The sequence below is a fragment of the Cryobacterium sp. 10I1 genome (assembly GCF_035019805.1).
GTDB lineage: Bacteria > Actinomycetota > Actinomycetes > Actinomycetales > Microbacteriaceae > Cryobacterium > Cryobacterium glucosi.
In genome coordinates this window covers 1-22,084 of record NZ_JASJVF010000036.1, presented here as the reverse complement: position 1 = coordinate 22,084, position 22,084 = coordinate 1, and the positions used below count along the sequence as shown (strand labels likewise).

Annotated in this window: 18 protein-coding genes and 3 pseudogenes; 14 read left to right on the top strand and 7 right to left on the bottom strand. The window is 62.5% G+C overall.

Going from position 1 to position 22,084, the window contains the following annotated elements; all coding sequences use genetic code 11:
- Positions 1–521 precede the first annotated feature (521 nt).
- Positions 522–2,369: a KUP/HAK/KT family potassium transporter gene (locus tag QN345_RS05645; RefSeq protein ID WP_323508490.1), complete on the top strand. Its 1,848-nt coding sequence runs from the start codon at positions 522–524 to the stop codon at positions 2,367–2,369.
- A gap of 397 nt (positions 2,370–2,766) precedes the next feature.
- Here the strand turns inward: QN345_RS05645 and QN345_RS05640 are convergent, their stop codons facing one another.
- The gene (locus tag QN345_RS05640; protein ID WP_322187940.1) at positions 2,767–3,423 is read right to left on the bottom strand and encodes a DUF1345 domain-containing protein; all 657 of its coding nucleotides are present in this window, start codon (positions 3,421–3,423) and stop codon (positions 2,767–2,769) included.
- A 161-nt stretch (positions 3,424–3,584) separates the two neighbouring features.
- Between QN345_RS05640 and QN345_RS05635 the strand changes: the two are divergent.
- Together QN345_RS05635 and QN345_RS05630 are read left to right on the top strand one after the other, a co-directional pair.
- Positions 3,585–3,902, top strand: a pseudogene (locus tag QN345_RS05635) (helix-turn-helix domain-containing protein); the annotation flags it as partial.
- A 541-nt stretch (positions 3,903–4,443) separates the two neighbouring features.
- A complete protein-coding gene (locus QN345_RS05630) occupies positions 4,444–4,917 on the top strand; it encodes a hypothetical protein (RefSeq protein ID WP_322136701.1) in 474 nt (157 codons plus the stop codon).
- Positions 4,918–5,053: 136 nt separating this feature from the next.
- On the opposite strand, the gene QN345_RS05625 is transcribed toward QN345_RS05630, so the two are convergent.
- Positions 5,054–6,421, bottom strand: a complete 1,368-nt coding sequence (locus tag QN345_RS05625) for an Nramp family divalent metal transporter (protein ID WP_322136702.1) — start codon at positions 6,419–6,421, stop codon at positions 5,054–5,056.
- Between the two features lie 285 nt (positions 6,422–6,706).
- Here QN345_RS05625 and QN345_RS05620 point away from each other — a divergent pair, with 285 nt between their 5' ends.
- On the top strand, positions 6,707–7,447 hold the full coding sequence (locus tag QN345_RS05620; RefSeq protein WP_322136703.1) for a VIT family protein: 741 nt from the start codon (positions 6,707–6,709) through the stop codon (positions 7,445–7,447).
- Between the two features lie 596 nt (positions 7,448–8,043).
- Here the strand turns inward: QN345_RS05620 and QN345_RS05615 are convergent.
- Positions 8,044–9,087, bottom strand: a complete 1,044-nt coding sequence (locus QN345_RS05615) for a sensor domain-containing diguanylate cyclase (protein ID WP_322136704.1) — start codon at positions 9,085–9,087, stop codon at positions 8,044–8,046.
- A 217-nt stretch (positions 9,088–9,304) separates the two neighbouring features.
- Here QN345_RS05615 and QN345_RS05610 point away from each other — a divergent pair, with 217 nt between their 5' ends.
- Complete coding sequence (locus tag QN345_RS05610; RefSeq protein WP_323508489.1) at positions 9,305–10,789, top strand: cytosine permease; 1,485 nt, start codon at positions 9,305–9,307, stop codon at positions 10,787–10,789.
- A gap of 130 nt (positions 10,790–10,919) precedes the next feature.
- On the top strand, positions 10,920–11,741 hold the full coding sequence (locus tag QN345_RS05605) for a nitrilase-related carbon-nitrogen hydrolase (RefSeq protein WP_322189222.1): 822 nt from the start codon (positions 10,920–10,922) through the stop codon (positions 11,739–11,741).
- A gap of 277 nt (positions 11,742–12,018) precedes the next feature.
- Here QN345_RS05605 and lgt read toward each other — a convergent pair whose 3' ends face one another.
- Complete coding sequence (gene lgt, locus QN345_RS05600) at positions 12,019–12,975, bottom strand: prolipoprotein diacylglyceryl transferase (protein ID WP_322136706.1); 957 nt, start codon at positions 12,973–12,975, stop codon at positions 12,019–12,021.
- A gap of 583 nt (positions 12,976–13,558) precedes the next feature.
- Here lgt and QN345_RS20550 point away from each other — a divergent pair.
- From QN345_RS20550 to QN345_RS05570, 6 genes are all read left to right on the top strand, one after another.
- The gene (locus tag QN345_RS20550; protein WP_369125154.1) at positions 13,559–13,867 is read left to right on the top strand and encodes an HAD family hydrolase; all 309 of its coding nucleotides are present in this window, start codon (positions 13,559–13,561) and stop codon (positions 13,865–13,867) included.
- Positions 13,868–14,048: 181 nt separating this feature from the next.
- Complete coding sequence (gene fliW / locus QN345_RS05590) at positions 14,049–14,156, top strand: flagellar assembly protein FliW (RefSeq protein WP_322136707.1); 108 nt, start codon at positions 14,049–14,051, stop codon at positions 14,154–14,156.
- 198 nt (positions 14,157–14,354) lie between these two features.
- A complete protein-coding gene (locus QN345_RS05585; protein ID WP_322136708.1) occupies positions 14,355–14,522 on the top strand; it encodes a hypothetical protein in 168 nt (55 codons plus the stop codon).
- The gene (locus tag QN345_RS05580) at positions 14,519–15,265 is read left to right on the top strand and encodes a cytochrome b N-terminal domain-containing protein (protein WP_322136709.1); all 747 of its coding nucleotides are present in this window, start codon (positions 14,519–14,521) and stop codon (positions 15,263–15,265) included. The genes QN345_RS05585 and QN345_RS05580 overlap by 4 nt, the downstream gene beginning before the upstream one ends.
- Positions 15,262–16,227, top strand: coding sequence for a hypothetical protein (locus QN345_RS05575; RefSeq protein WP_322136710.1), 966 nt, complete (start codon positions 15,262–15,264; stop codon positions 16,225–16,227). Before QN345_RS05580 ends, QN345_RS05575 begins: the two co-directional genes overlap by 4 nt.
- Before the next feature lie 174 nt (positions 16,228–16,401).
- Positions 16,402–16,521 carry an acetylxylan esterase gene (locus QN345_RS05570; protein WP_322137366.1) on the top strand — a complete coding sequence of 40 codons (120 nt, stop codon included), beginning with the start codon at positions 16,402–16,404 and terminating at the stop codon, positions 16,519–16,521.
- On the opposite strand, the pseudogene QN345_RS05565 reads toward QN345_RS05570, so the two are convergent.
- Positions 16,487–16,885, bottom strand: a pseudogene (locus QN345_RS05565) (transposase); the annotation flags it as partial. The gene QN345_RS05570 and the pseudogene QN345_RS05565 overlap by 35 nt on opposite strands.
- A 523-nt stretch (positions 16,886–17,408) precedes the next feature.
- Between QN345_RS05565 and QN345_RS05560 the strand changes: the two are divergent.
- Positions 17,409–17,828, top strand: a complete 420-nt coding sequence (locus QN345_RS05560; protein WP_322136711.1) for a YkvA family protein — start codon at positions 17,409–17,411, stop codon at positions 17,826–17,828.
- A gap of 96 nt (positions 17,829–17,924) precedes the next feature.
- On the opposite strand, the gene istB is transcribed toward QN345_RS05560, so the two are convergent.
- Both istB and istA read right to left on the bottom strand, forming a co-directional pair.
- Positions 17,925–18,743 carry an IS21-like element helper ATPase IstB gene (gene istB / locus QN345_RS05555; protein ID WP_322136712.1) on the bottom strand — a complete coding sequence of 273 codons (819 nt, stop codon included), beginning with the start codon at positions 18,741–18,743 and terminating at the stop codon, positions 17,925–17,927.
- Complete coding sequence (gene istA / locus QN345_RS05550; protein WP_322136713.1) at positions 18,740–20,413, bottom strand: IS21 family transposase; 1,674 nt, start codon at positions 20,411–20,413, stop codon at positions 18,740–18,742. Before istA ends, istB begins: the two co-directional genes overlap by 4 nt.
- A gap of 141 nt (positions 20,414–20,554) precedes the next feature.
- Between istA and QN345_RS05545 the strand changes: the two are divergent.
- Positions 20,555–21,544: pseudogene (locus QN345_RS05545) on the top strand (IS110 family transposase); the annotation flags it as partial.
- Positions 21,545–22,084 lie beyond the last annotated feature (540 nt).

Genomic DNA, 22,084 nt, shown 5'->3' with positions numbered 1-22,084 from the left:
GACGGGATGGTGTTGGAGATCATGTCGAAAAATGTACGTGTTGCTCGAGCTCGCGGGACGAAACACCGAAGACGAATGCGCGATGACCACCTACCGTGCTCTAACCCGCCACCGCGTCTCGACCCGCATCGCCGCCCTGCTCGTGGTGTTACCGCCTTCGATGACGACCAGGGCTTCACGCACCCCAGCCGCCGGGCCTTCCATCTATTTCCGGAGGTTCACAGAGAGGGGCGGTCCGTGGGAACTTTGGAGTGGGCGCCGGCCAGGTCGACTTGGTGCTCACCGATGGTTGCCGACACGTCGCACGATACCCGTTGCGGCACAGAACGCTCTCCACGCACCCTAGGATTCAGGAGTTAGTTGACGCGGCGCCTTCAAGACCGCTTCGCACGCTAACCGTTAACCGGATCGACAGCGGTCCCAGCTGCCGTGAGCCTGTCTTGGATGTAGAAAGATTCGTGAAGTTGGAAAAATTGAGCGCACGCGGTCCGGCTTTGGTTGTGGGTCCCATGATTGCGGCGATGGGTGTCGTCTTCGGCGATATTGGCACCAGCCCGCTTTACGCGGCGACGACGACGTTTGACGCCGGCAGTTTCGATGTCAGCGGACCGTCGGCCGAATATGTGTATGGGTCGACGGCGACCATCCTCTATGCGCTCACTTTGGTTGTCACGATCCTCTACGTGCGTTTCCTAATCCGGGCTGACAACCGAGGCGAAGGTGGGCTTCTCGCACTATTCGGGCTTCTCCGCCGGAGCGGTCTGAAAGCTCGAACCCTCACGACCTTCACTATTGTTGCCATGCTGGGTGCCGCAATGTTTCTAGGCGATAGCGTGATCACTCCCGCGATCTCGGTCCTGTCCGCAGTAGAAGGTCTAGAAGTGATCCAGCCGACCCTGTCCGCCCTTGTGGTGCCGATCGCAGTCGTGATCTTGCTGGGTGTTTTTGCGATACAAAGATTTGGCACCCGAACAATCGGACGGCTCTTCGGCCCGATAATGTTGCTCTGGTTTCTTGTCCTCGCAGTGACGGGTGGCGCATCGATCCTGGAGGACCCCGCGGTCCTTCAAGCGCTCTCGCCGCACTGGGTTGTACTTTTCTTCATCGACCAGCCCGGGACAGCATTCTTCGCCCTCGGAGCGATCGTTCTGGCCGTTACGGGAGCCGAAGCCCTCTACGCCGACCTAGGCCATTTCGGCCGACAAGCGATCACGCGCGCATGGATGTGGGTCGTCTTTCCCGCCCTAGTCCTCAACTATCTTGGGCAGGCGTCCTTGGCTCTGCGCCACCCGCAGGAGGCGACCTCATCTTTCTTCGGCCTCGTTCCCGCGTGGGGTCAACTCCCCATGGTCATCCTCGCCACGGCCGCCACGATCATCGCTTCCCAGTCTGTGATCTCAGGGACATACTCCGTCATCCATCAAGCGTGGCGTCTGGGGCTCTTCCCTCCACTTCGAGTAGTTCACACATCGGAAAAGAACGAGGGCCAGATCTACGTTCCAGCCATCAACGTCCTACTTGCACTTGCTGTGCTCGCCGTGACAATTGGCTTCCGAGGATCCGCCGCGTTAGCCTCCGCATACGGCATCGCTGTCACCACTACCATCTCCATCACCACTATCGTCTACCTGGCCTGGAGTTGGGCACACTCCAGACGCCTCACGCCAAGAATTCTCGCCGCAGGCGCAATCCTCCTGGTGACTGTCGCGTTCCTCGTTGCGAACCTACCCAAAGCGACCTCGGGAGGGTGGCTCCCACTCGCAATCGGCGCAATCATATTCACAGTGATGGGCTCATGGTGGATAGGACAGCAACGCATCCGCGCCGCACGACGCATCGGCGAGCTCCCCCTCAGCGACCTGGAGTCATTCCTCACACGCGCCAAAGGGGACCTGTTCCGGGTTCCCGGAGACGCAGTGTTCATTACCCGGAATCCAAATATTGTGCCCGTTGCCCTGCGCACAATGGTCACTCAAAATCATGCCCTCCAGAAACGCTCCATCCTCTTGAGCTGGTCAACGATCGACGTCCCCTCCACCGTCGGGATGAAACAACGAATCAACGTCGAAACGTTCCCCTCCGGAATCGTTCGCGTCGTCGCGAAAATCGGATTCCTTGAGCAACCCCGGATGACAGAACTCCTGACCGAAGCTCACACCGTTGACAAGACAGCGCTAGTAAATTTCGCTTCCTCACGCGCAACATTCTTCATTTCCACCCCAGTACCCCGCTACAACCGGCGGAGCAAAATGTTTCGCTGGGCCCAAGTCCTCTTCCTAGCCCTCGACAGGCTCGCACCCGACCCCGTCGACGTCATCGAGCTTCCCCGAGACAGAACCATCGTCCTCGCCCGCGAAGCACTCCTCTAAACCTCGGACCAACTCAAAGAAACGGTTGACGATCCCACAACCCCAGGCCGCTAACACTTGCTGAAGTTCACGGCCACATCGTTGGGTCAGAGGACGGGAAAAGCGCGATCGCCAAGGAAGACCATCAACGGTGACCCTTTGGCCGAAGAAGAACGAAAAGGGTTGAGGGAGGCTCGCACGCATCTGGGCTCGGAAGGCCGCCAGGCAACGGCTGTCTAGTTCTGAGTTTTCGAGACGGAGCTCGCGCGCGAATCAAGCCCCGGGACGGGGGCCCTGACCGGTATGGAGCAGAACACGAAACCGGGACCCGAGCGCCTTTCTGGCAACACTGGGGATGCTTCGTTCCTTCTCCAGACGTTTTGTCTCGAGCGAGTACGTGGTGCGCTGAAGCACTTGGTTAATGGGCGAGTCCGGAAACGAGGTTGATCGTTGTCGCTAGGACAACGACTCCCAAGACGTAAGAAAGCAACGAATGGCGCAGCGCGGTGATGCGGATATCGTGATTTTGCAGATTGGTGTCCGAAACTTGGAACGTGGCCCCGATCGTCACGGCCAGGTAAGCGAAGTCGGAGTACCGGGGCGGCTCGCGTTGATTGAAGTCAATGCCCCCGGTTTCGTTGCTGTAGTACAGGTGCGCGTATCGCAAGGTGAACACGGTGGTGACCATCAGCCAAGAAGCCGCGATCGTTGACAACGCCAAGGCGACGAGTCCGGCTTTGGCCAGTCCTTCCACGGTGCCAGCCTCAATGAGGATAAGCGCAATGGCCCAGAAACTGGCGATACTTGCGCACAGAATGAGTACCTCGGCGGCGAACCGGGATGGATCTTCTCGAGTGGCATATCGTGCGGTCTCAGAATGATCCAGTCGACCTACCGCTATCCACGTCCACGACAGGAAGACGACCGCCGCCCCAACCCAACCGATAGCCGGCGCGAATGCCCATTTCACAATCAGACCAGAGGCGACGCCAACGAGCACGCCAACGATGAAAGCCACGCTCGCCCTCGTGCCAGCATGAAAAATTGTTGATCGAAAGTCCTGCACCTGCTCCATCCCCAGATCCTCGCACAAAGCGCACGATTTAGAACCAACCGCCGGTGTGTTGTCGATGTCCCCTACTGGGTCTTTGTCGCTAGCCTCCCTACGTCAGGGTGAGTGAGGCCAGTAGCTCAGAGCAAGTCCGCCGTTTGACGTAGGGCGAGAATCAGGAAGTTCCGATGGGGTCCATGTTGTTCACGATCATGGCGGCGCTCGGACAGATGGAACGCGAAATCAAGCGAGAGCGTGTGGTTGGCTCGATCGTTAAACGCCGTGCGGCGGGCAAGGATCTGGGCGGTCGCTCGCGGATCAGCACTGACAGCCAGGTCCGCAACGCCCGCCGAATTATAGAGGGTGGAGAGACAGCAGCTCAGGTCGCGCTCGACCTCGGAATGTCCCGAGCTACCATCTACCGCCGAGTGCGCGCCTTGGGACTACTGCCAGATCAATCTGATGGCCAGATTCTGACAAGCGACGGCGCCAAATTGAGCTGATCGCAGGACGACAATGAATTACACCCAGCGGGACGTGACCCTGGTGTAAAGCGAAACCGTAGGACGGGCCACATCCAGGCACGGTTCAGTCAGAGTGATCTGCAAAGCTCGCCAACGCCCTATCGAAGCTGCAATAAGTACGCCATTCCGGAAAACGTCCGGGACGCATCACACTGAATGCTTCACCACACTGGCAAACGAGGCCCCAGAATGCTGCGGGGCTCTGCTCTTCGAACGAACGCCCACTGACCCGCCATTCGGTGGCCGAGACCCGTACAACTTTCAGATCCTCGAATCCGCCGGATTCCACACTGTGTTGCATAATGCGTCCTCCACGCTGAGTCCACTAATACGCTCTAAGTACCCGCCCAGCCGCCGCGAAACGCGAGCTATCGTCATGGCTCCCCAACCAATCCGAGCGCGCGGGCCTCTGCATATTCCTCCGCCGCGAGACAATGACATCAGCGTCGTCCGATCTCACGTCCCCTGAACTGACTTCGGGGGTGGTGCCGGTCAATTCAGCCGAAGTACGGGCGCCGGCGTGATTCGCAAGCCGCTCGTCACGCCAGAGGACACTCAGCGCGTACTGTTCACCGTTCTCGCCCGGTGGAGCACTTCCGCCATCTCGGAAATCGGCGTGCAGCTGTCCTTCGCGGCAGAATCTGCGTTCTTCGCCGAGGCCCTTGCCTGCATACTCGTGGCTCTGCCACTGAATCGCCGTCTTCGCGAAAGCGTCAGCCGGGACCTCGGGCGATTGAGAAAGGTGGGCAAGGTAGTGCTGCGCGGCAAGCACCTAGAGCTCGATCACGACGAGCCGGTCGCTGCGGCCAAAGACGCGGTGCTGATTTCGATGGTCTTTCCCTTCCAACTCGCTTACATCACGCTGCTCTATGCCGGCCTAAGAATCCAGCAGGCACAGTCCCTCGTGTCGGGAACCCGATCGGAGTTTTCGATCGGGCGCGAAGAAACGGCGGCCAGACGAGGGTTTCGTTTCGGATGGGATCTGCGCCTGTGACCATTCCGGCGTGAGGTGCCACTGTTTTATGCCCGCGTGCGCATCAACGTATCCGCCCGCTCGTCGACGAGGATGTGCAGGCCGGTTTCTGCTACCAAAGCCATTGGGTCCAAACTTCAGCTGTCGCTTCGACTGGTTAGTTTCCGATGAGGGTGTACCAGATGCCGTATGCGCCGGCGACGCACATGATTGCGGTGGCGGTCCAGCCCATGGTTGCGGCGAGCTTACCGTTTCGGTATTTACCCATGATGGTTCTGTCGCGGGAGATGAGCATCATCACGATCAGGAACGGGCCGGCGGCGATGCCGTTCACGATCGCGGAGAGCACGAGAAGTCCGATCGGGTCGGTGGAGACGATAGCGAGGATGGTGCCGGCGATGATACCAACGCCGAGGAGGGCGTAGAACAGGGGTGCTCTCCGGGGGGACCGGTCAAGACCCCAGTTCTTGTTCAAAAGCCCTGCCATCCCCGCAGCGCCGGATGCGGCGAGCACGGGCACTGCGAGTACCCCAGAGCCGATGAAACCCAGAGCGAAGAGGATACCGGCGTAGTTGCCGGCAATTGGTTCGAGTGCTTGGGCTGCCTCGGCTGCGCTGGTGACGGGGGTGTTGTGTGCGCCGAGGGTGGCTGCGGAGGAGGCAATGATGGCGAACATGATCAGCACGCTAAAGGCCATCCCGGTGAACACGTCCACTCGTCCATTGCGTAGCCGTCGGGCCGCTTCCGGCCTTGGCCTCTCGTCCAGGGCCGGCGCGTGATCGCCGCCACGTTTTTCGGCGCGGAGTTCCTCGATGCGTTGCGCGGACTGCCAGAAGAACATGTACGGCGAGATGGTGGTACCTAAGACCCCGACGATCAAACCGAAGTACGCCGGGGAGAACTGGATCTGCCCGCCGGTGAGGCCGCGGGCAACGTCGGCCCAATCTACGTTGGAAACGAAGAGGACTCCGACGTAGACCAGAAGAACCATGCACAACCATTTGAAGATCCGGCCGATCATCGCGAAGGACCCCGCCGTCACGGCCACAACAATGGCAATACCGGCGATCGCGGCCCACAGAAACGCGGGTCCCGCGTGCAGCAGGTTCATGCCCTGACCGATCGCATTCAGGTCCGCGGCCAGGTTCAGACAATTCGCAATGATCAGCAAGGCCAAAAGAATCCCGATCGCAACCCGGAATCCGCGGCTGAAGCGTCGACGGATCAGCGCGCCGAGGCTCTGCCCGGTGGCTAGGGCCATCCGGTCACAGATCTCTTGCACAGCCATCATTAACGGAAGCGTTAAAGGGACCGTCCACAACATGCTGTTGCCGTACGTCGCGCCGGCCTGGGAATACGTCGCGATCCCTGATGGGTCGTCATCGGCGGCACCGGTAACTAAACCCGGACCAAGGAGACCGAAAAAACGCGAAACCGGGTTTCTCTTTCCGTTTCCCTGACCGGTCCGTTCCGAGGCAATGTCCGCGCCCGGCAGGACACTTTCAGGCAATTCCTCGACCGTCATAGCGTTCCTCACGTCAGCGATTAAATCCGGGCAGCGCCGAGGTGGCCAAGGCATACCATGGTTACAGTACCTTGTCGGTGAGTCCGGCCACCTTCGTCGGTGTGCATTTCGGAATGCAGGCGCGCTACGGAAAGTGTCGCTGTCCGGTCAGCGTGGGACCGCGGAGGAGATGCAATCGGCTGACGGCCCCGATGATTGCGGCCAAGACAACCGTGGCCAAAGCGATGGCCAAAGCGTGGAGCGCCACGGTGCGTTCGGCGGAGTGAGATGTGGTTTACTCGGCTTATGTCGGATCGGGGCAAACGGGAGCCTCTAGACTCGCACCCTGATGAGCCCCATCAGGGTGGGGGCCTGTCGACCCGGCTGAACTGGTTGCGCGCGGGAGTGCTGGGGGCCAATGACGGCATCGTGTCAGTGGCGGCGATTGTGGTCGGGGTAGCTGGTGCAACCCACGTGGTCGGACCTATTCTGACTGCTGGCGTTGCGGCGCTCATGGGCGGCGCTGTTTCAATGGCTTTAGGCGAATATGTGTCTGTGAGCAGCCAGCGTGACAGTGAACAGGCGTTGATTGCGACGGAGAAACGCGAACTCGCTGAAACGCCGGAGCAAGAACTGGAAGAACTCGCAGGCATGCACCAAGCGCGGGGCTTGTCCCCTGAAACTGCGCGACAAGTGGCGGGAGAGTTGACCGAACATGATGCCTTGGCGGCGCATCTCGCGATTGAGCTAAACATCGACGAAAACGATGTTGCAAGCCCGTGGAACGCTGCATTGGCGTCGGCTGTCGCGTTCATTTGTGGTGGGATCATTCCCCTAGCAGCGATCTTGCTCCCACCTGACGCATGGAGGGTGCCGGTCACATTCCTGGCCGTGCTCCTCGTTCTCGCCATTTCAGGGGCACTTGCAGGTCATCTGGGAGGCAGCTCACGAGGACGGGCCACGTTCAGGATGGTCCTAGGCGGCGCGCTGGCACTGTTGTCCACGTTCGCAATCGGCTTGCTCTTGGGCTCCTCGGGTACCACATAGCCGCCCACCCCTCAAACGTCGCCGCGCTCAGACGTGGCAAGGACCGGGCCGGACCGGACGCACTAAACACCCTCCTGCGGACGACGCGGAACTCTCGCCGCACGACCTCATCCGTGACCGCGGGGAGGACGGGACTCACGACATTTCCGTTGCACATCCCGGCCAGCAAAATTGCGTGGCTCAAAATCGGAGATGCTTTCCACTGTTTTCGGAACGAGCACGGGATACCGGGCTACGATTTTCGTCATGGACGCAAGAGCGGGACGGTTCACGAAGAAAGCCTGGTTCGGGCCCAAGAAATACGTTGGTTGGGGATGGCGGATACTCAGCTGGAAAGGAGCCGTCGCGTCTGCAGCCTTCGTGGCCCTGATTGTGGTCTCCGGGGTTGCTTTCAGAGGCTCTGTGGCAGGGGTGCTCATCGTCGTTGGGTTGATCGGCGCATTCTTGGTCGTCGCTTGGCTAACCGGCACTCCGCCAGGCGCCCCATCATCTGATCAGTCCTCGACGCCCGCGCCACCCACCAACGGCTAAGCCATAGCCCCCTGGTGGGACGGCTCAACGATGAGGCGTTTGCGGCTCTGTCCGCTGGCGGGTGCCTATACCCACATGGAGCCAGGAACCTTCTTCGCCATGTACATAGCGGTGTCGGCGTCATCGAGCAATGCCGCTGGCTCTGTTGTGGCAGAATCCGTCACGGCGAATCCAATGCTCACGTGCACAGGCATAAACCAGCCCTGGACGTCCCATGGCTCGGCGGTAGCGGCCACGACCCGAGCCGCCAACTGTTCGGCATCGCCGACGCCACCGAAGTTCTCGCAAAGGCTCACGAACTCATCCCCACCGAAGCGCGCGACCGTATCGGTGGGGCGCAATACGCTGGCCAGTCTCCTCCCCAGCTCGATAAGGATATCGTCGCCCCCACCGTGCCCGAGAGTGTCGTTGATGATCTTGAAGTCGTCGATGTCGAGGTACATCACGCAGACCATTCCGCCGTTGCGCTCAAGTCTGGCCAGCGCACCTGCGAGGCGGTCCCCGTAAAGGGCACGGTTGGGCAACCCGGTCAGCGCGTCCGTGCGGGCCGAACGGCGCAGTGCGAGGACAGACCCAGCCAGTTTCCCTTGGTGACGAAGAATGTCCAGGACGTCAGCGGAGAACACTCGCGCATGGTGGTCGAAGATGGCCACGCTGCCAAGAACCACGCCGTTATCGATAAGCGGGACGCCCGCGTATGAACCGATGACGCCGCTAAGTACCATCGGGTTCTGCCAGTAGATGGGATGCGCAGCGGCATCGGAGACCATCGTGGCCCGACCCGTGTCAACTACCTCCGCACAAAAGGACAGTGCGTCCGGTACTGAGGTGCATTCTGCCCCGACACCAACTTCCGCCGCGTAAGTTTGCCGGTCGGCACTGACGATGTTCACGACGACCATCGGCGCCGCGCAAGCCAGGCGCAAGGTGGCAACCACCGCGTCCAGATCAGGGTCAGCCAAAGACCCGTGCAGGTCTGCGTCGGCGACAGCCTTGAGCCGGCGAGGATCGCGCACCCCTGTGATCACACCATTGAATCGGTCCGAGTCATCAAGGGGCAATGCCGCTGATACTGTCACGGCGAAATCCTCCGGTTCACCGAGGCTCACCCGGACAGTCTTGGTCGATCTTCACGAACCCCAATTCTACGACTTTGGATGAAACCCGGTGAAATACGACGGATACTCCCGCGAGGCGGTCAATCGGCTGCCAAACTGGCACAAGGAATCTCCAATCTGCCGTTATGGCAACATCGTTTGGGTAAGGCAGCGTGTACTTTTTTCACCTATCAGCGCTGAGCGTCCCGAAATTTCAAAGGAGAGATTTGTGACCGAAGAAAGCCCAACCAAGAACCGTGGTCTGGAAGTCCGTTCCATCGACTACGTGCCCAAAAACGAGCGGCACGGCAAGGTCTGGCACATCGGGCCGCTCTGGTTCATGTGCAACGCACAGATCGCGACCCTCGCGATCGGAGTCGTAAGTTTCGCCGCTGGCGGAAACCTGGTCTGGTCGCTCATCGCGATCACCATCGGGCTGGTCATCGGCACCGTCTTCATGGCGGCACACTCATCGCAGGGCCCGAAGCTCGGTCTGCCGCAAATGATCCAGTCGCGACCGCAGTTCGGCTACGTTGGCGCCCTCCTCGTGTGGCTCTTCGCCTTCCTCCAGTACGCAGGTTTCAACGTGTTCAACACGGTCCTCGCAGGCAACGCGATCAGCGGAGCGCTCCATTCCGACCCGGTCGTCTCTCCATTCTGGTTCTGGGCGGTCACCATCGTCGGCGCCGTCGTCGCCCTCTTCGGCTACGACCTCATCCACAAGATGGAGCGCTACCTCACGTACGTGACGGTCGTCGTCCTGGCACTCCTGACCTTCTCGGCGCTCGTCAATCTGCACCTGCCCACCGGGGCCTTCGATCTCGGCGATTTCAATCCAGTCGCATTCTTCTCCCAGCTGGGCGTCGTCGCCGGGTACCAGATCTCCTGGGCAATCTACGTCTCCGACTACTCGCGCTACCTGCCCGCCGAAACGCCCAGTCGCAGTACCTTCCGCTGGACGTTCTGGGGCAGCGCCATCGGCGGCGCCTGGCTGATCTTCCTCGGCGCGTACCTCGCCGCGGCCGTCACGGACTTCGACGCCGGCGATCCGATCACCGCCATCCAGTGCGTGGCCGATAGCCTCTTTCCCGGCTTCGGCACGATCGCGCTGCTCGTGATCGCTCTTGGCCTGGTCGCGGTCATCGTGCTGAACATGTACGGCGGATCCCTCACCCTCATCTCCTCGATCGACAGCATCCGCAAGGTGAGACCGACCGTAACCGTTCGAATCGTCACCGTCGCGATCACCGCCGGCATCTCCGGCGTCCTTTCGCTCTATGCCTCGAGCAACTTTGCGGTCTTCTTCGCGGACTTCCTCCTGCTCGTCTTGTACTTCTTCATCCCGTGGACGGCGATCAACCTCACCGACTACTTCATCGTGCGGAAGGGCCACTACGCGATCACGGAGATCTTCAAACCCAATGGCATCTACGGCCGTTGGGGCTGGGCGGGCATCACCGCTTACCTGGTCGCGTTTGCGTGCATGACCCCGTTCTTTGACATCTCGGGCTTCTACGTCGGGTTCGTTTCGCAGGCGATGGGCGGCGTCGACGTCGCGCTCTTCGTCGGCCTGCCGATCGGTGCGCTGCTCTACTGGCTGTTCACCAGGAACCTGGACGTCGCGGCCGAACGGCAACTCGCCGACGAGCAGGCCGACGCTCTCGAGCTCGCCTCGCAGGAGCAGGAAGACCTCGCGGGCGCTCTCATCGACTAGGGCCTGACGGGGTGAAACGGCCGGGCCTGTGACCTCCCTGGTCACCGGCCCGGCCCTTTCACGAATGATCACCTCCGGCCGCGATACGGAGCAACACAACGCACGTCGGCCACGAGACAAGGAGTAAGACATGATCCGCATTGCGTGTCGACAGCTGGCACCGGTCATTCCCGACCTGGCCGGCAACGTCGAACGATCCGTGGCCGCCGTGCGCGAATCGGTGGCGGCAGGCGCCCGACTGGTCGTGCTGCCCGAACTGGTCACCACGGGCTACATGTTCTCCTCGCAGGAGGAGGCCCGGTCCGTCGCCGTGACGACGGACCATCCCGTGTTCGCGCAGTGGGCACTAGCGGTGGCCGGCGTCGACGGCGTCGTCGTCGGCGGCTTCGCCGAACTCGGTGCCGACGGCCTCGTCTACAACAGCCTCGCCGTCGTCGACGGCTCCGGCGTCCTGGGGAGCTACCGCAAGACTCACCTGTGGGATCGGGAGAAGCTCGTCTTCACGCCCGGCACGGCCGTCCCCCCTGTCGTGGACACCGCGCTCGGCCGGCTTGGCGTCCTCATCTGTTACGACCTGGAGTTCCCCGAGATGACCCGCAGCTTGGCTCTGCGCGGGGCCGAGCTGATCGTCGTGCCCACCAATTGGCCGCGGGAAACCGTACCAGAGGGCGAGCGAGTCCCAGAGGTCACGGTCGCCATGGCTGCCGCATATACCAACCATGTCGGCGTCGTCTGCTGCGACCGCAGCGGCACCGAGCGCGGCCAGGACTGGAACGAGGCGAGCTCCATCATCAACGAGCACGGCTGGGTCGTCGCCACCGCCGACGCGTCGGGGATCGCGATGGCCGACCTGGATCTGCTCCTGTCCCGGGACAAGACCATCACGCCGTTGTGCGATGCGTTCGGCGACCGGAGGCCGGAGCTGTATAGCGAGGTCGTCGCACCCCGGTAGACCACCGCCCGGTCGGCTCGGCGATGGTGAACGGCGTCGGTCAGCGGCGGTGGTACGCCGCGAGCAACGCCCAGAGCTCCGCCCGCCCGGAGAAGGCATCGAGATCCAATTCCAGGATGGCCGCCAGCCGCTGGACCCGGGGCCGCAGACCATCGGACTTCGCTTACCTCGCAACGACGGCTCGAGCCTTTCGTTTTCTCGCAACACCGTTCACTCGTCTACCCAGAACAGCATGAGGTTCGTCTGACTGGACGCCACTAATCTGCTCCCGACTGTGTCAGGCGTCCCGGCGGCTGTCGCTCACCTGGCCACCCGGCAGATCCACGGCTGTGCCTCCACCCGTGTGTGAACCGGACGGGGCCTCCATCACCGCCAGGTCATCGATCGGGGGTAACTGTGGGTTCCGGTAGATGGATGTTTCCGGGCCGGGGTGTCGTCGGGTCTGGACGATGATGAGCACGATCCCGGCGATGGCGGCGAGGAGCGCGACGTCCACGTTGATCTTGAGGCCGAAGAGGAAATACTCGGTCGGGTCCAGGCGGAGCGACTCGAGGAACGCCCGTCCGGCGCCGTACCAGAGCAGGTAGAAGCCGAGAGCCCTGCCCCAGCGGAGGTTGAAGCGGCGCTCGAGCACGAAGATGATCAGGACGACGCCGATCGTGTTCCAGATCATCTCGTAGAGGAACAACGGCTGGAAGAGGGTCCCGGCCGGCAACCCGGCGGGGAAGGCTGCGTTGGTCGATTCGATCTCGAGGCCCCAGGGGAGGGTCGTCGGGCCGCCGTAGAGCTCGTGGTTGAAGTAGTTCCCGAAGCGGCCGAATGCCTGCGCGAGGAGCAGCCCGGGTGCGAGAGCGTCGGCGAAGGAGAAGAACCGGATCCCGGCCCGGCGGCAGCCGATGTATGCCCCGATGCTGCCGAACAGAATCGAGCCGAAGATGGCGAGTCCGCCTTCCCAGACGAACAGCACCTTCCACAGGTCTGCGCCGGGGAAGAAGTAATCGGTCGGATGCGTGACGACGTGGTACAGGCGGCCTCCGACGATTCCGATCGGGACGGTCCACATGGCGATGTCTATCACCATGCCCGGTTTGCCGCCGCGGGCGGTCAACCGGGCCGAAGACATCCAGACGGCGATAATGATGCCGGTCAAGATGCACAGCGCGTAGAAGTGAACGCGGAGGGGCCCGAGATCGAAATAACTGATAGTCGGGCTCGGAATGCTGGTGTGAAGCACCGCGTTCACCTTTCGGTCGTGTGCACGTGCGCACGTGTGCACGTGCGCAGTTGCCGGACGAGAATCTCCCGGGACGCAAGGAGAAGTCCGATGTCCAGAACCGCCAAAAGTTTATGCGGGCCCGAGTGGTTCAGCGCACCAGTGCGGCCCCATACCGCTTAGCCTCAAGACCGTTCAGTATTAGGGTGTCCGTGTTGCGTTGTGGGCACGGCGCGTAACCGTGAACCTGGTGTGACAACGATCGAGCAGATCGCGAGAGAATTCGGCGCTCACGCGATGACGTTGCAGAAGTGGCTGCAGCGCCCCGCAGTGAGATGACGGAACCAAATCTGGCCAGATACGCACCGAGTCGGCCGGGCATGGGGAGGCGCAGAAGCGGATCCGGTTGCTGAAGGAAGTCGAAATCCTGCGGCGGGCGGCTGCGTATTTGTCGCAGGCGAACCCGCCGGGAAAAGGTTCTACCCTCTCGTGGCTGAGCTCGCCGTTGACGGGATTTCCATCACGGTGACGTGTCGGGTCCTTAAGCTCTCTAGTCAGCCCCACTACCGATGGCTAGCAGCTCCGGTTGTGTTTGTTGGGAGTTGTGGGTTTGGCTGATCCGCCCCGGCCTGACGCGGCCGCGCTGATAGCCCAGTTGACCCGACTCGGCGTGCGCATGCGCATAGCTACCGGCGATGTTGTGAAAACCGCGCGGGCCATCGGCGCGCAGGTCGGTCTTGGCACGCACGTGTGCCAGGCAGCGGCCCGTGGTTGCAAAAGACCCGGAGGGCTGCGACCTCGGCACGAGTTCACCGCCGATGCCGATAACCGGCTCTGGCTCACCGACATCACACCGCGTCCAGTGAGCGCCACTCTGACATTCGTCTCCCACCGCCCGGGCTCGACTCGCTGACCGAGTTCGACCTCACGGAGATCGCCGGCGCGGACGGCCTGTCCACGCTGCCGTCCGCGGACGACCGGCACATCCGGCGTTCGTGCTCGACGCCGTGATCTACCTGCCGGACTAATCCCCCGTCGTCACCGACGACCGCGCCCTCGATCTCGCCGGTCCCGACCAGGCACTCGTTCTCGTCGTGACCAACCCGCGCGAGGGCGGCACGACCGTGAACCTCATGGCGCCGATCGTCGTGAACGCTGCGACGGGGCGATGCGCGCAGATCATCCTCGAAGGCCAGGGCTGATCTCTTCGCGCCAAACTCGGCGCCCACCCGGAGTCCTGACCGCGCCTTCCGCAGCACTCCTTCCTGAACGTAGTCTCAGGTTCTTTCCCCACGGAACGATGAGCAGATTTTCCCGAACGGGAATAACGTGAGTTTCATCGGGACACAGTCGCTCGGATCCACCCGTGGCTGGCCGATATCCCGAGCAATGGAGCCGCAATGAATCCGCTCATCAGTTACTTTGCGACTCAGGACAGTCCAGGCATCTATGTCGGCTGGGGGGCATTCCAGATCCAACTCGGCAATCTCATCGTGATCATCGTGATCATCCTGCTGTTTCTGCTGGCCCTCGTTCTCCCGTTCCCGAGTGGGAAGAAACGCCCATGAGCATCCGCGAGGAGCAGAAGAGTGAACCCGCCGAGGAGTACTACACCTGGACAGGGAAAGCTCGCGGCTGGTTGCTCAAGCACCTGCCCGCCGACAAGCTGCTGCCACAGGACCAGCCCAGCTACGTCGCATCCTGGATCTACGTTTTCGGCATGGGCGCCATCGTCTCGCTCGTGTTCATCGTCGTCTCAGGGGTCGTGCTCAGCCTGAACGGCCCGGCCTGGTACCACATCTCCGACTTCGGCCACTTCGTGAACAGCGTGCACCTCTGGAGCGTCGAGGTCTTCTTCATCACCATGGTCGTGCACCTCTGGGGCAAGTACTGGATGGCCGCCTGGCGAGGCGGGCGAACGCTCACCTGGATCACCGGGATGGCCGCCTTCCTCGTCTCGATCGTCGCGGCATTCACCGGGTACCTGCTCCAGACCAACTTCGACTCGCAGTGGATCGCCTTCGAAGGCAAGGACGCACTCAACGCCTCCGGCATCGGAGCCTGGTTCAACGTGGCCAACCTCGGCCAGATCTTCGGCTTCCACATCGTGCTGCTGCCCCTCGCGGTCGGAGCCGTCGTCGCGCTGCACGTGATCCTGGTGCGGATGCACGGGGTCGTCCCCCCGATCGACGCGGCTGAGAGCGACGCCCAGCTGAGTGGCGAAGTGCTGCTCGGCGACGGTACAGCGCTCGGCCACAGTCCAGCGGCCCGACCGGACGCGAACCCGGAACAGGCGGAGGCGACGCAATGAGCACCGCAACGACGTCCCGCTCCAATCGCGACGCCCTCGCCCGACGCCCCTGGCGCGGAAGGGTGCGCGAATACGACCTCTTCAAGGAACTCACCGTTGCCCTCGTCGTCGTCGGACTCCTGATCGTGGGTCTCTCGGCGATCGTCGGCTCGCCGGACGAACCGAGCGTCACCCTCAAGTCCTGGGCGCAGGCAGAACCGGCGGACTTCGTCGCGACGGCGACCGCCGAGCTCGGCGGAACGAGTGATTCCGCAGGTTACGGGCCGCCCTACAACAACACTCCTGACGCGACCCAGACCATCGGGGCCTTCGACCTGCAGAGCTTCTCCGGAGTGCGACTGCCGATCGACACGGCGCAGGACCTCGTGATCACCCCGCTGACGACCCTCAACGTACCCCCGAGCGCCGCCCTCGACGCGTGGAACACCGCGATCGACACCCAGAAGACCGACTGGACCGCCGCATACACGGATGCCCTCACGAACGCCCCCGACGGCGACCCGGCCCAGGTCGCCACCGGCGACTACGGGCCCGTCCCGGTCCTGACCGGTGCCCTACTCAGGATGGCGAGCCAGGGCGCACTCGACGGCGTCCTGAACGCCCAGCAGTCGTTCTACAACTCCGACTACACCCGCACCATCCTGTTCCTGGGCGACGGCGCGTACTTCGGCGACCTCGCGACCGCCCAGCACCTCACCGGCGACCAGTGGGGCATGATGAACGAAACGGGGAACACACCCGGACAATCGTGGCTGTGGCTCTTCTCCTTCTGGTATCAGGTCGAGCCATTCGCCTCCGCCCCGAACGCCGACCTGCTCGTCGTTCTCCTGATGCTCCTGCTGAGCGTGCTACTGACGCTCGTTCCCTTCATCCCCGGCCTGCGGGACATCCCACGGTGGATCCCGGTCCACCGGCTGATCTGGCGGGACTACTACAAGAAGCGCGCGACGGGCCGGGGCTGACCAGGGATTCTTAGGCGTGTCGGTCCTGCCGTCAAGGTGCAAAGTCCGTCGGGGATTGCGCTCGCATAGGGTCCGTAGTACCGGCGGCATCCGCCCTACCGTTCACGAGCTCGAAGCTGGGCTCGTGCACTGCACGCCTGAAAGGTCCTTTCCCATGCCCGCTACAACCGCAGCCTGCCGGAACTCCGCGAGTACCGCTCGCTCGTTGCCGAACCAGACGACTTCGACGAGTTCTGGGAGGACACCCTCGCCGACGCCCGCCGGTATCCCGATGAGCCGCGCCGAGGGCCTTGACCAGGTCGTCGACTTTCCGGGTCGAGACGCCGTGGAGGCAAGCCTCCATAACGACGACGAACAGGACCTGGTCCACCCGGCGGCGGCGCTCGAGGAGCGCGGGGAAGAATGAACCCTGGCGCCGCTTGGGGATCTTCAGGTGCAGGTCTCGGGCCGTGGTCGTCAACAGACGCGGGCGGGTACCGTTGCGTTGGGTGGTGCGGTCCTCGGAACGTCGGAAACGGCCGGCACCGATGAGGGCGGTGGCCTCCGCATTGATGAGTTCTTGGTAAAGCGTTTCGGTCGCGACGCGGATTCGGTCGGTGACGTCGGTGAGTTTGAGTTCTCCCAACAGGTCGAGCAGGGCAGACTGGTCTAGAGCCATCTCTAATGGTTAGTAGCTGGCCTGGGGCTGGCTGGCAAGCTGGTATCGGCCTTTCCCAACGTGACTCAAGAGCCATCTGTCCCGCGCAAGCGGTGGCTTTCACACGACCTGTCCGCTGGGCTAGGTCGGTGCCGGCCTGACCCGTTTCGATGGCTTCATAGAAGGTCGTCCACCCACGCTCCGGCGGGGGTGTGACTCATTAGAGATCTGCCTCGCGACGATTCTCCCAGGCCCGGATAACGAACCATTTACCGGAAGAAGACACTTCGTGAGCACCGTAGCTGACACATACAAATACGTCATCGGCGTGGATACCCACGCCAAAACGCACACCTATGGCTATGTCAACCCAAGTCGAACCCACCAGGGCAATCTAAGCCGGACCCACTTCGGGCGAAGCGGGGTGTCACGGGCAACCTAACCGGGACCCACCTCCACCTGTTGCGGTCATCCTCTGGGAGAATAGTGTCATGAGGATTTCCACCAATCCGAACGCCGGCGCAGTCCCTGAGGATTCGTAGTCGTGTCGGAGTGGTGGCAGGTTGTTGTCGGCGTCGTCGTCGGGCTGGTCCTGTTCTGGCTGGTGCTTGTCCTTGTGCTGTGGTTCGAGCAACGCAAACACTCGGGTCGTGCGTCGCTGCTGGATCTTCTTCGTCTCGCCCCGGACGTCGTGCGCCTGCTGAAGCGTCTCGCTTCAGACAGGTCCGTGCCGATCGGGGTCCGGATCTGGTTGGGCGTGCTGTTGGTGTATCTGATCTCGCCTATCGACCTCATCCCGGATTTCATCCCGGTGTTGGGATATGCCGACGACGCGTTGGTCGTAGCGATCGCTCTTCGCTTCGCGACCAGGCGCGCGGGCAGCGATTCCATCACGAAGCACTGGCCGGGGACCCCGGCTGGTCTGGCTGCTGTTCTGCGTCTGGCCGGGTTGCCCTCGTCCTGACTTCAGGTGGAACACCGCCCGGTCGGGCTCGTTCTGGTCAGCCCTCTCCGGTGAGCAGCCGTCGAACACGACGACTGCTTCTGTTGGCCAACGCCTTCAGACGGGCATCTGCTCTTGCTGTCTTTGCATGTGGGCGAGGCGGTAGGAGTCGGTGCCAGTTTCGATGATCGTCCCGCCGAAGGTGAGGCGGTCCACGATCGCCGCGCAAAGGCGGGGGTCGGTGAAGGTCTTCGTCCAGCCGGAGAATGACTCGTTCGACGCGATCGCGATCGAGTTGTTCTCTTCCCTTTCGGTGAGGACTTGGAAGAGCAGCTCGGCGCCTCGCCGGTCGAGTTCCATGTAGCCGAGTTCGTCGATCATGAGGAGGTCGACGCGGCCATAGCGGGCGATGGTGCGGGCGAGGTTCTTCTCGTCTGCGGCCTCGACCAGTTCGTTCACGAGCCGGGTCGCGAGGGTGTATTTCACTCGGAACCCTTTCTCTGCCGCCGCGGTTCCGAGGCCGATCAGCAGGTGTGATTTTCCGGTCCCGGAGTCCCCGATTAGGCAAAGAGGTTGGCCTTTCCGCACCCATTCTCCGGTGGCGAGGGTGTTGATCGTCGCGGGGTTGATGTTCGGGTTGGCGTCGAAATCGAAGTCGCCCAACCACTTGTCTCTGGGGAACCCGGCGGCCTTCACGCGGCGGACAGAGGAGCGTCGGTCGCGGTCATCACATTCGGCCAGCAGCAGTTCCGCGAGGAACCCTTGATAGGAGAGCTGTTCTTTCTCGGCTGCGGTCGTGGCCTCGTCGACGACGGCGCGAATCGTCGGCAGTCGAAGCTTTCGGCAGGCGCCGTCGATGGCAGCGTTCGCGGCTTCTTCAGTCAACCCTCGGCGGCGTCGGAGGGTGGTAGTGATGCTGGTGGTAGCCGAGGTCATGAGCCTGTTCCTTTCTGTCCAGCCGGGACGGCTGTGGGTGGGGTCGTGCGATCGGGTAAGCGCAGCAACTGGTCGTAGGCGAAAACGCTCGGCAACGGCCTGGTGTCAGCGGGAAGGCCAGCGATCACCGCGGCCGGGTCCGCGAGGCGGCGCTGGGTCAGACTGACGACCCGCCGCTCAGGGCCTCGAACTTCCTCGACCGGAGGACGACCTGTTCCAGCCAAGGCTTCGTGGCGACGGGCCTCGACCGCGACAACGTCCGCAGTGACAGCCCCGACCGTGAGCGCGGCCATGATCCCGCCGACGACGTCGTTCGTTGCCATTGTCCGGTGCAGCAGGAGAACATCGATCAGGGCCTTGGTGCCTCCCGCGTCACCGTCTGTTTTCCGGGCGGCAGCCCAGAATGCTTCATGCGCCGAGGTGAATGCGCCCGACGCCCGGGCGTGAGCCAGCGCTGTCGACCCGGGAAGGGCGCCGGGCTTGCGCTGGAGAACTTCGAGATAGTGGTCAAGGTTCACGCTCTGACCATGCAGAGCCACCACCCGCGGGTGCCGTGCGATCTCCGTGCGGCCGTCGAAGACGATCACCTCCGATGCCCGCAGCGCGACACGGACGGGCCGTCCGATGAACCGGGCCGGCACCGAGTAACTCGCCATCCGCACCCGGATCAGGCTCGACCGGTTCACCCGCGGAGTCAACGACAAACCAGGCTCGAACCGATCCGCGGTCACCGGAGCGAGCAGCGGTCGTTCGAGAGCGAAGTCCTGAGCGACAGTGCGGATTCGGTCGCTGATGCGCCGGTTCTCGTCGTCGAGATCCCAGCCACGGATCCGCTCATTCAACTGTTCAAGACAATCCACGACCGGCATCGGGGACAGGTGTGTGCGCCGGAACCGGCCGACTTCACCTTCGACGCCTCCTTTCTCATGGGCGCCTTCGATTCCGGGGTGGCAATAGAACGCGTCGAAACCGTAGTGCGACCGAAACAGCACCCAGCGGTCGTTCTCGGTGCGCTGCCGGCCCGTGCCGTAAATGACTTTCACGACCGCGTCCGTCAAGTTGTCGTAACGAATGTGCCGGGTCGGGATCCCGCCGATGTCCTCGAACGCATCAATGTGCCCCTCGAGGAACGCCTCCTGCGCCTGCGTTGGATAGACCCGGTGAATCGCTTTCCCCGAGTGGGATAGGCGGAAGGTGAACATGTGGCACTTCGTCTTCACTCCGGCCAAGATCACCCAGACCTCCCCGAAATCAACCTCCGCCTCGGCCCCTGGCGCGTGCTCCTGCGGGACGAACACCTCCTGCAGCCGGCCCGCGGCCGCATCGATCTCAGGGCGGCGCCGGCGGACATAGTTCCGGACCGTCGAATACGACAGATCCGTCGCACCATGCTCGTCCGCGAGGCGGGCGAAGACACGCCGTGCCGTGTGCTTCTGCTTCCTCGGTGCCTCCGTGTCCAGGCGGAGCATCTCGTCGATCACTCTCTTGAACGCGTCCAGCCGCGGTGCGGACCGGACCCGCGGTTTCCGTGGCAGCGGCTCCGCCTGCAGCAGGGCTTGCCGCACCGTTGGCCGCCCGACGCCATAACGTCGGGCCAACTCCCGGATCGAGACGCCCTCCACCCGTGCGTCACGCCGGATCTGCGCGAAAATTTCCACCCGAGACTCCATCCGAACCTCCACCCTGAGCAACCAGAAAACACGTTGCAACAACGGTGGAGGTGGGTCCCGGTTAGGTTGCCCGCGACACCCCGCTTCGCCCGAAGTGGGTCCGGCTTAGATTGCCCTGGTGGGTCCCAGTAACGCTGCCATAGTCACACCTACGCAGTCGTTACTGCCGCTACTGGCGCAGTCATTGACACCGCTTCATTTCCCACCACCGACGCTGGCACCGCCCGCGCGATCGCATGGATTGAGCGACGCTCGGATGGGCAGCAGCTTGCCGCTGTCGAGGGCACCGGCTCCTACGGAGCCACCGTGACTCGCGCTCTCACCACCGCGGGGATCCGCGTCTGCGAGGTCAAACCACCCAAACGGCAGGCCCGGGATGGTCACGGCAAAACCGACCAAATCGATGCCGTGGCTGCCGCCCGCACCGCGCTTGGCACCGATGCGACCGCGCTGATTCTGCCGCGCGCCGACGGGCTTCGCAGCGCCCTTCGAGTTCTGCTCGTCGCGAGACACAGTATCGATTCCCAACGCACCAGCGACCGCAACGACCGCAACGCGCTCCTGCGGATAATCAACCTGGGCCTCGACGTCCGCGCACCCCTGACCAACACTCAAGTCGACATCATCGCCGCATGGCGCGATCGCTCCAGCGATGACACTGCCGCTGCCGTCGCCCGATCTGAAGCCCGCAGGCTCGCCTCCGCGATCCACCAGCGCACTCGCGAGTTGGAAACGAATCACGCGGCCCTGTCAAAGCACGTCGACGAACTCGCTCCAGGCATCCAGGACATCCCCGGTGTCGGACCGTTCACGGCCGCTATCATCCTGACCGCTTATTCCCACCAAGGCAGAGTGCGCTCGGAAGCCGCCTTCGCGGCGTTGGCGGGCGTTAGCCCAATTCCGGCATCATCGGGAAATACGACCCGGCATCGCCTCAACCGCCACGGCGACCGTCAACTGAACCGAGCGCTCCACATCATTGCCCGCTGCCGCATGATCACCGACCCCACGACGAAAAGCTACGTTGACAGAAGAACCGCCGAAGGCAAGACCCGGCGAGAGATCCACCGCTGCCTCAAACGATTCATCGCCCGCAGCATCTATCGCTCACTGGCGACCCTTACTGCTTGACTTCAACCATAGAAGGGTCGTGTGATGTGTCTTTCTGTGAGGAACTTTGAACGGTTCTCACTGACCATCGCGCGATGGTTTCCGACGTTGTTAATCCAACGCCCCAAGAACCGGGAACTACACCCCTCCACGGGACGCAACCGGTTGTGGTGGCCTAATCTGCCCAGATGACTTCCCAGTGGGTGACCTGGGCCGCGGAGCACAGCGATCCCGGCCTGATGGTCGGTTGTGCGCGCAGCGAGCACTGCGGGACTCTCGGGCGCGTGGGGTGTGGCGAACCCTCCCCCAGTCAAGATCCCTTCGCAGGTCCGGATCGAGCGTGTTCGTGCAGACGGGTGTACAAAACGACAGGCCGACGCCGGCGCGTCGACCTGGTTCTCGTCGATCAGTTCCTGCCCGTGACGATAAGAGTCATGTGGGAAGATGGCACAAAAAAACGAAGCGGAGCAAATGTGAGCACTGGTGTTGACGCCGACCCAAAACAGGGCCAATAGTGCCGTTTGAAAACAGGACCACTATGTGTGTTTCTACTATGCCGTA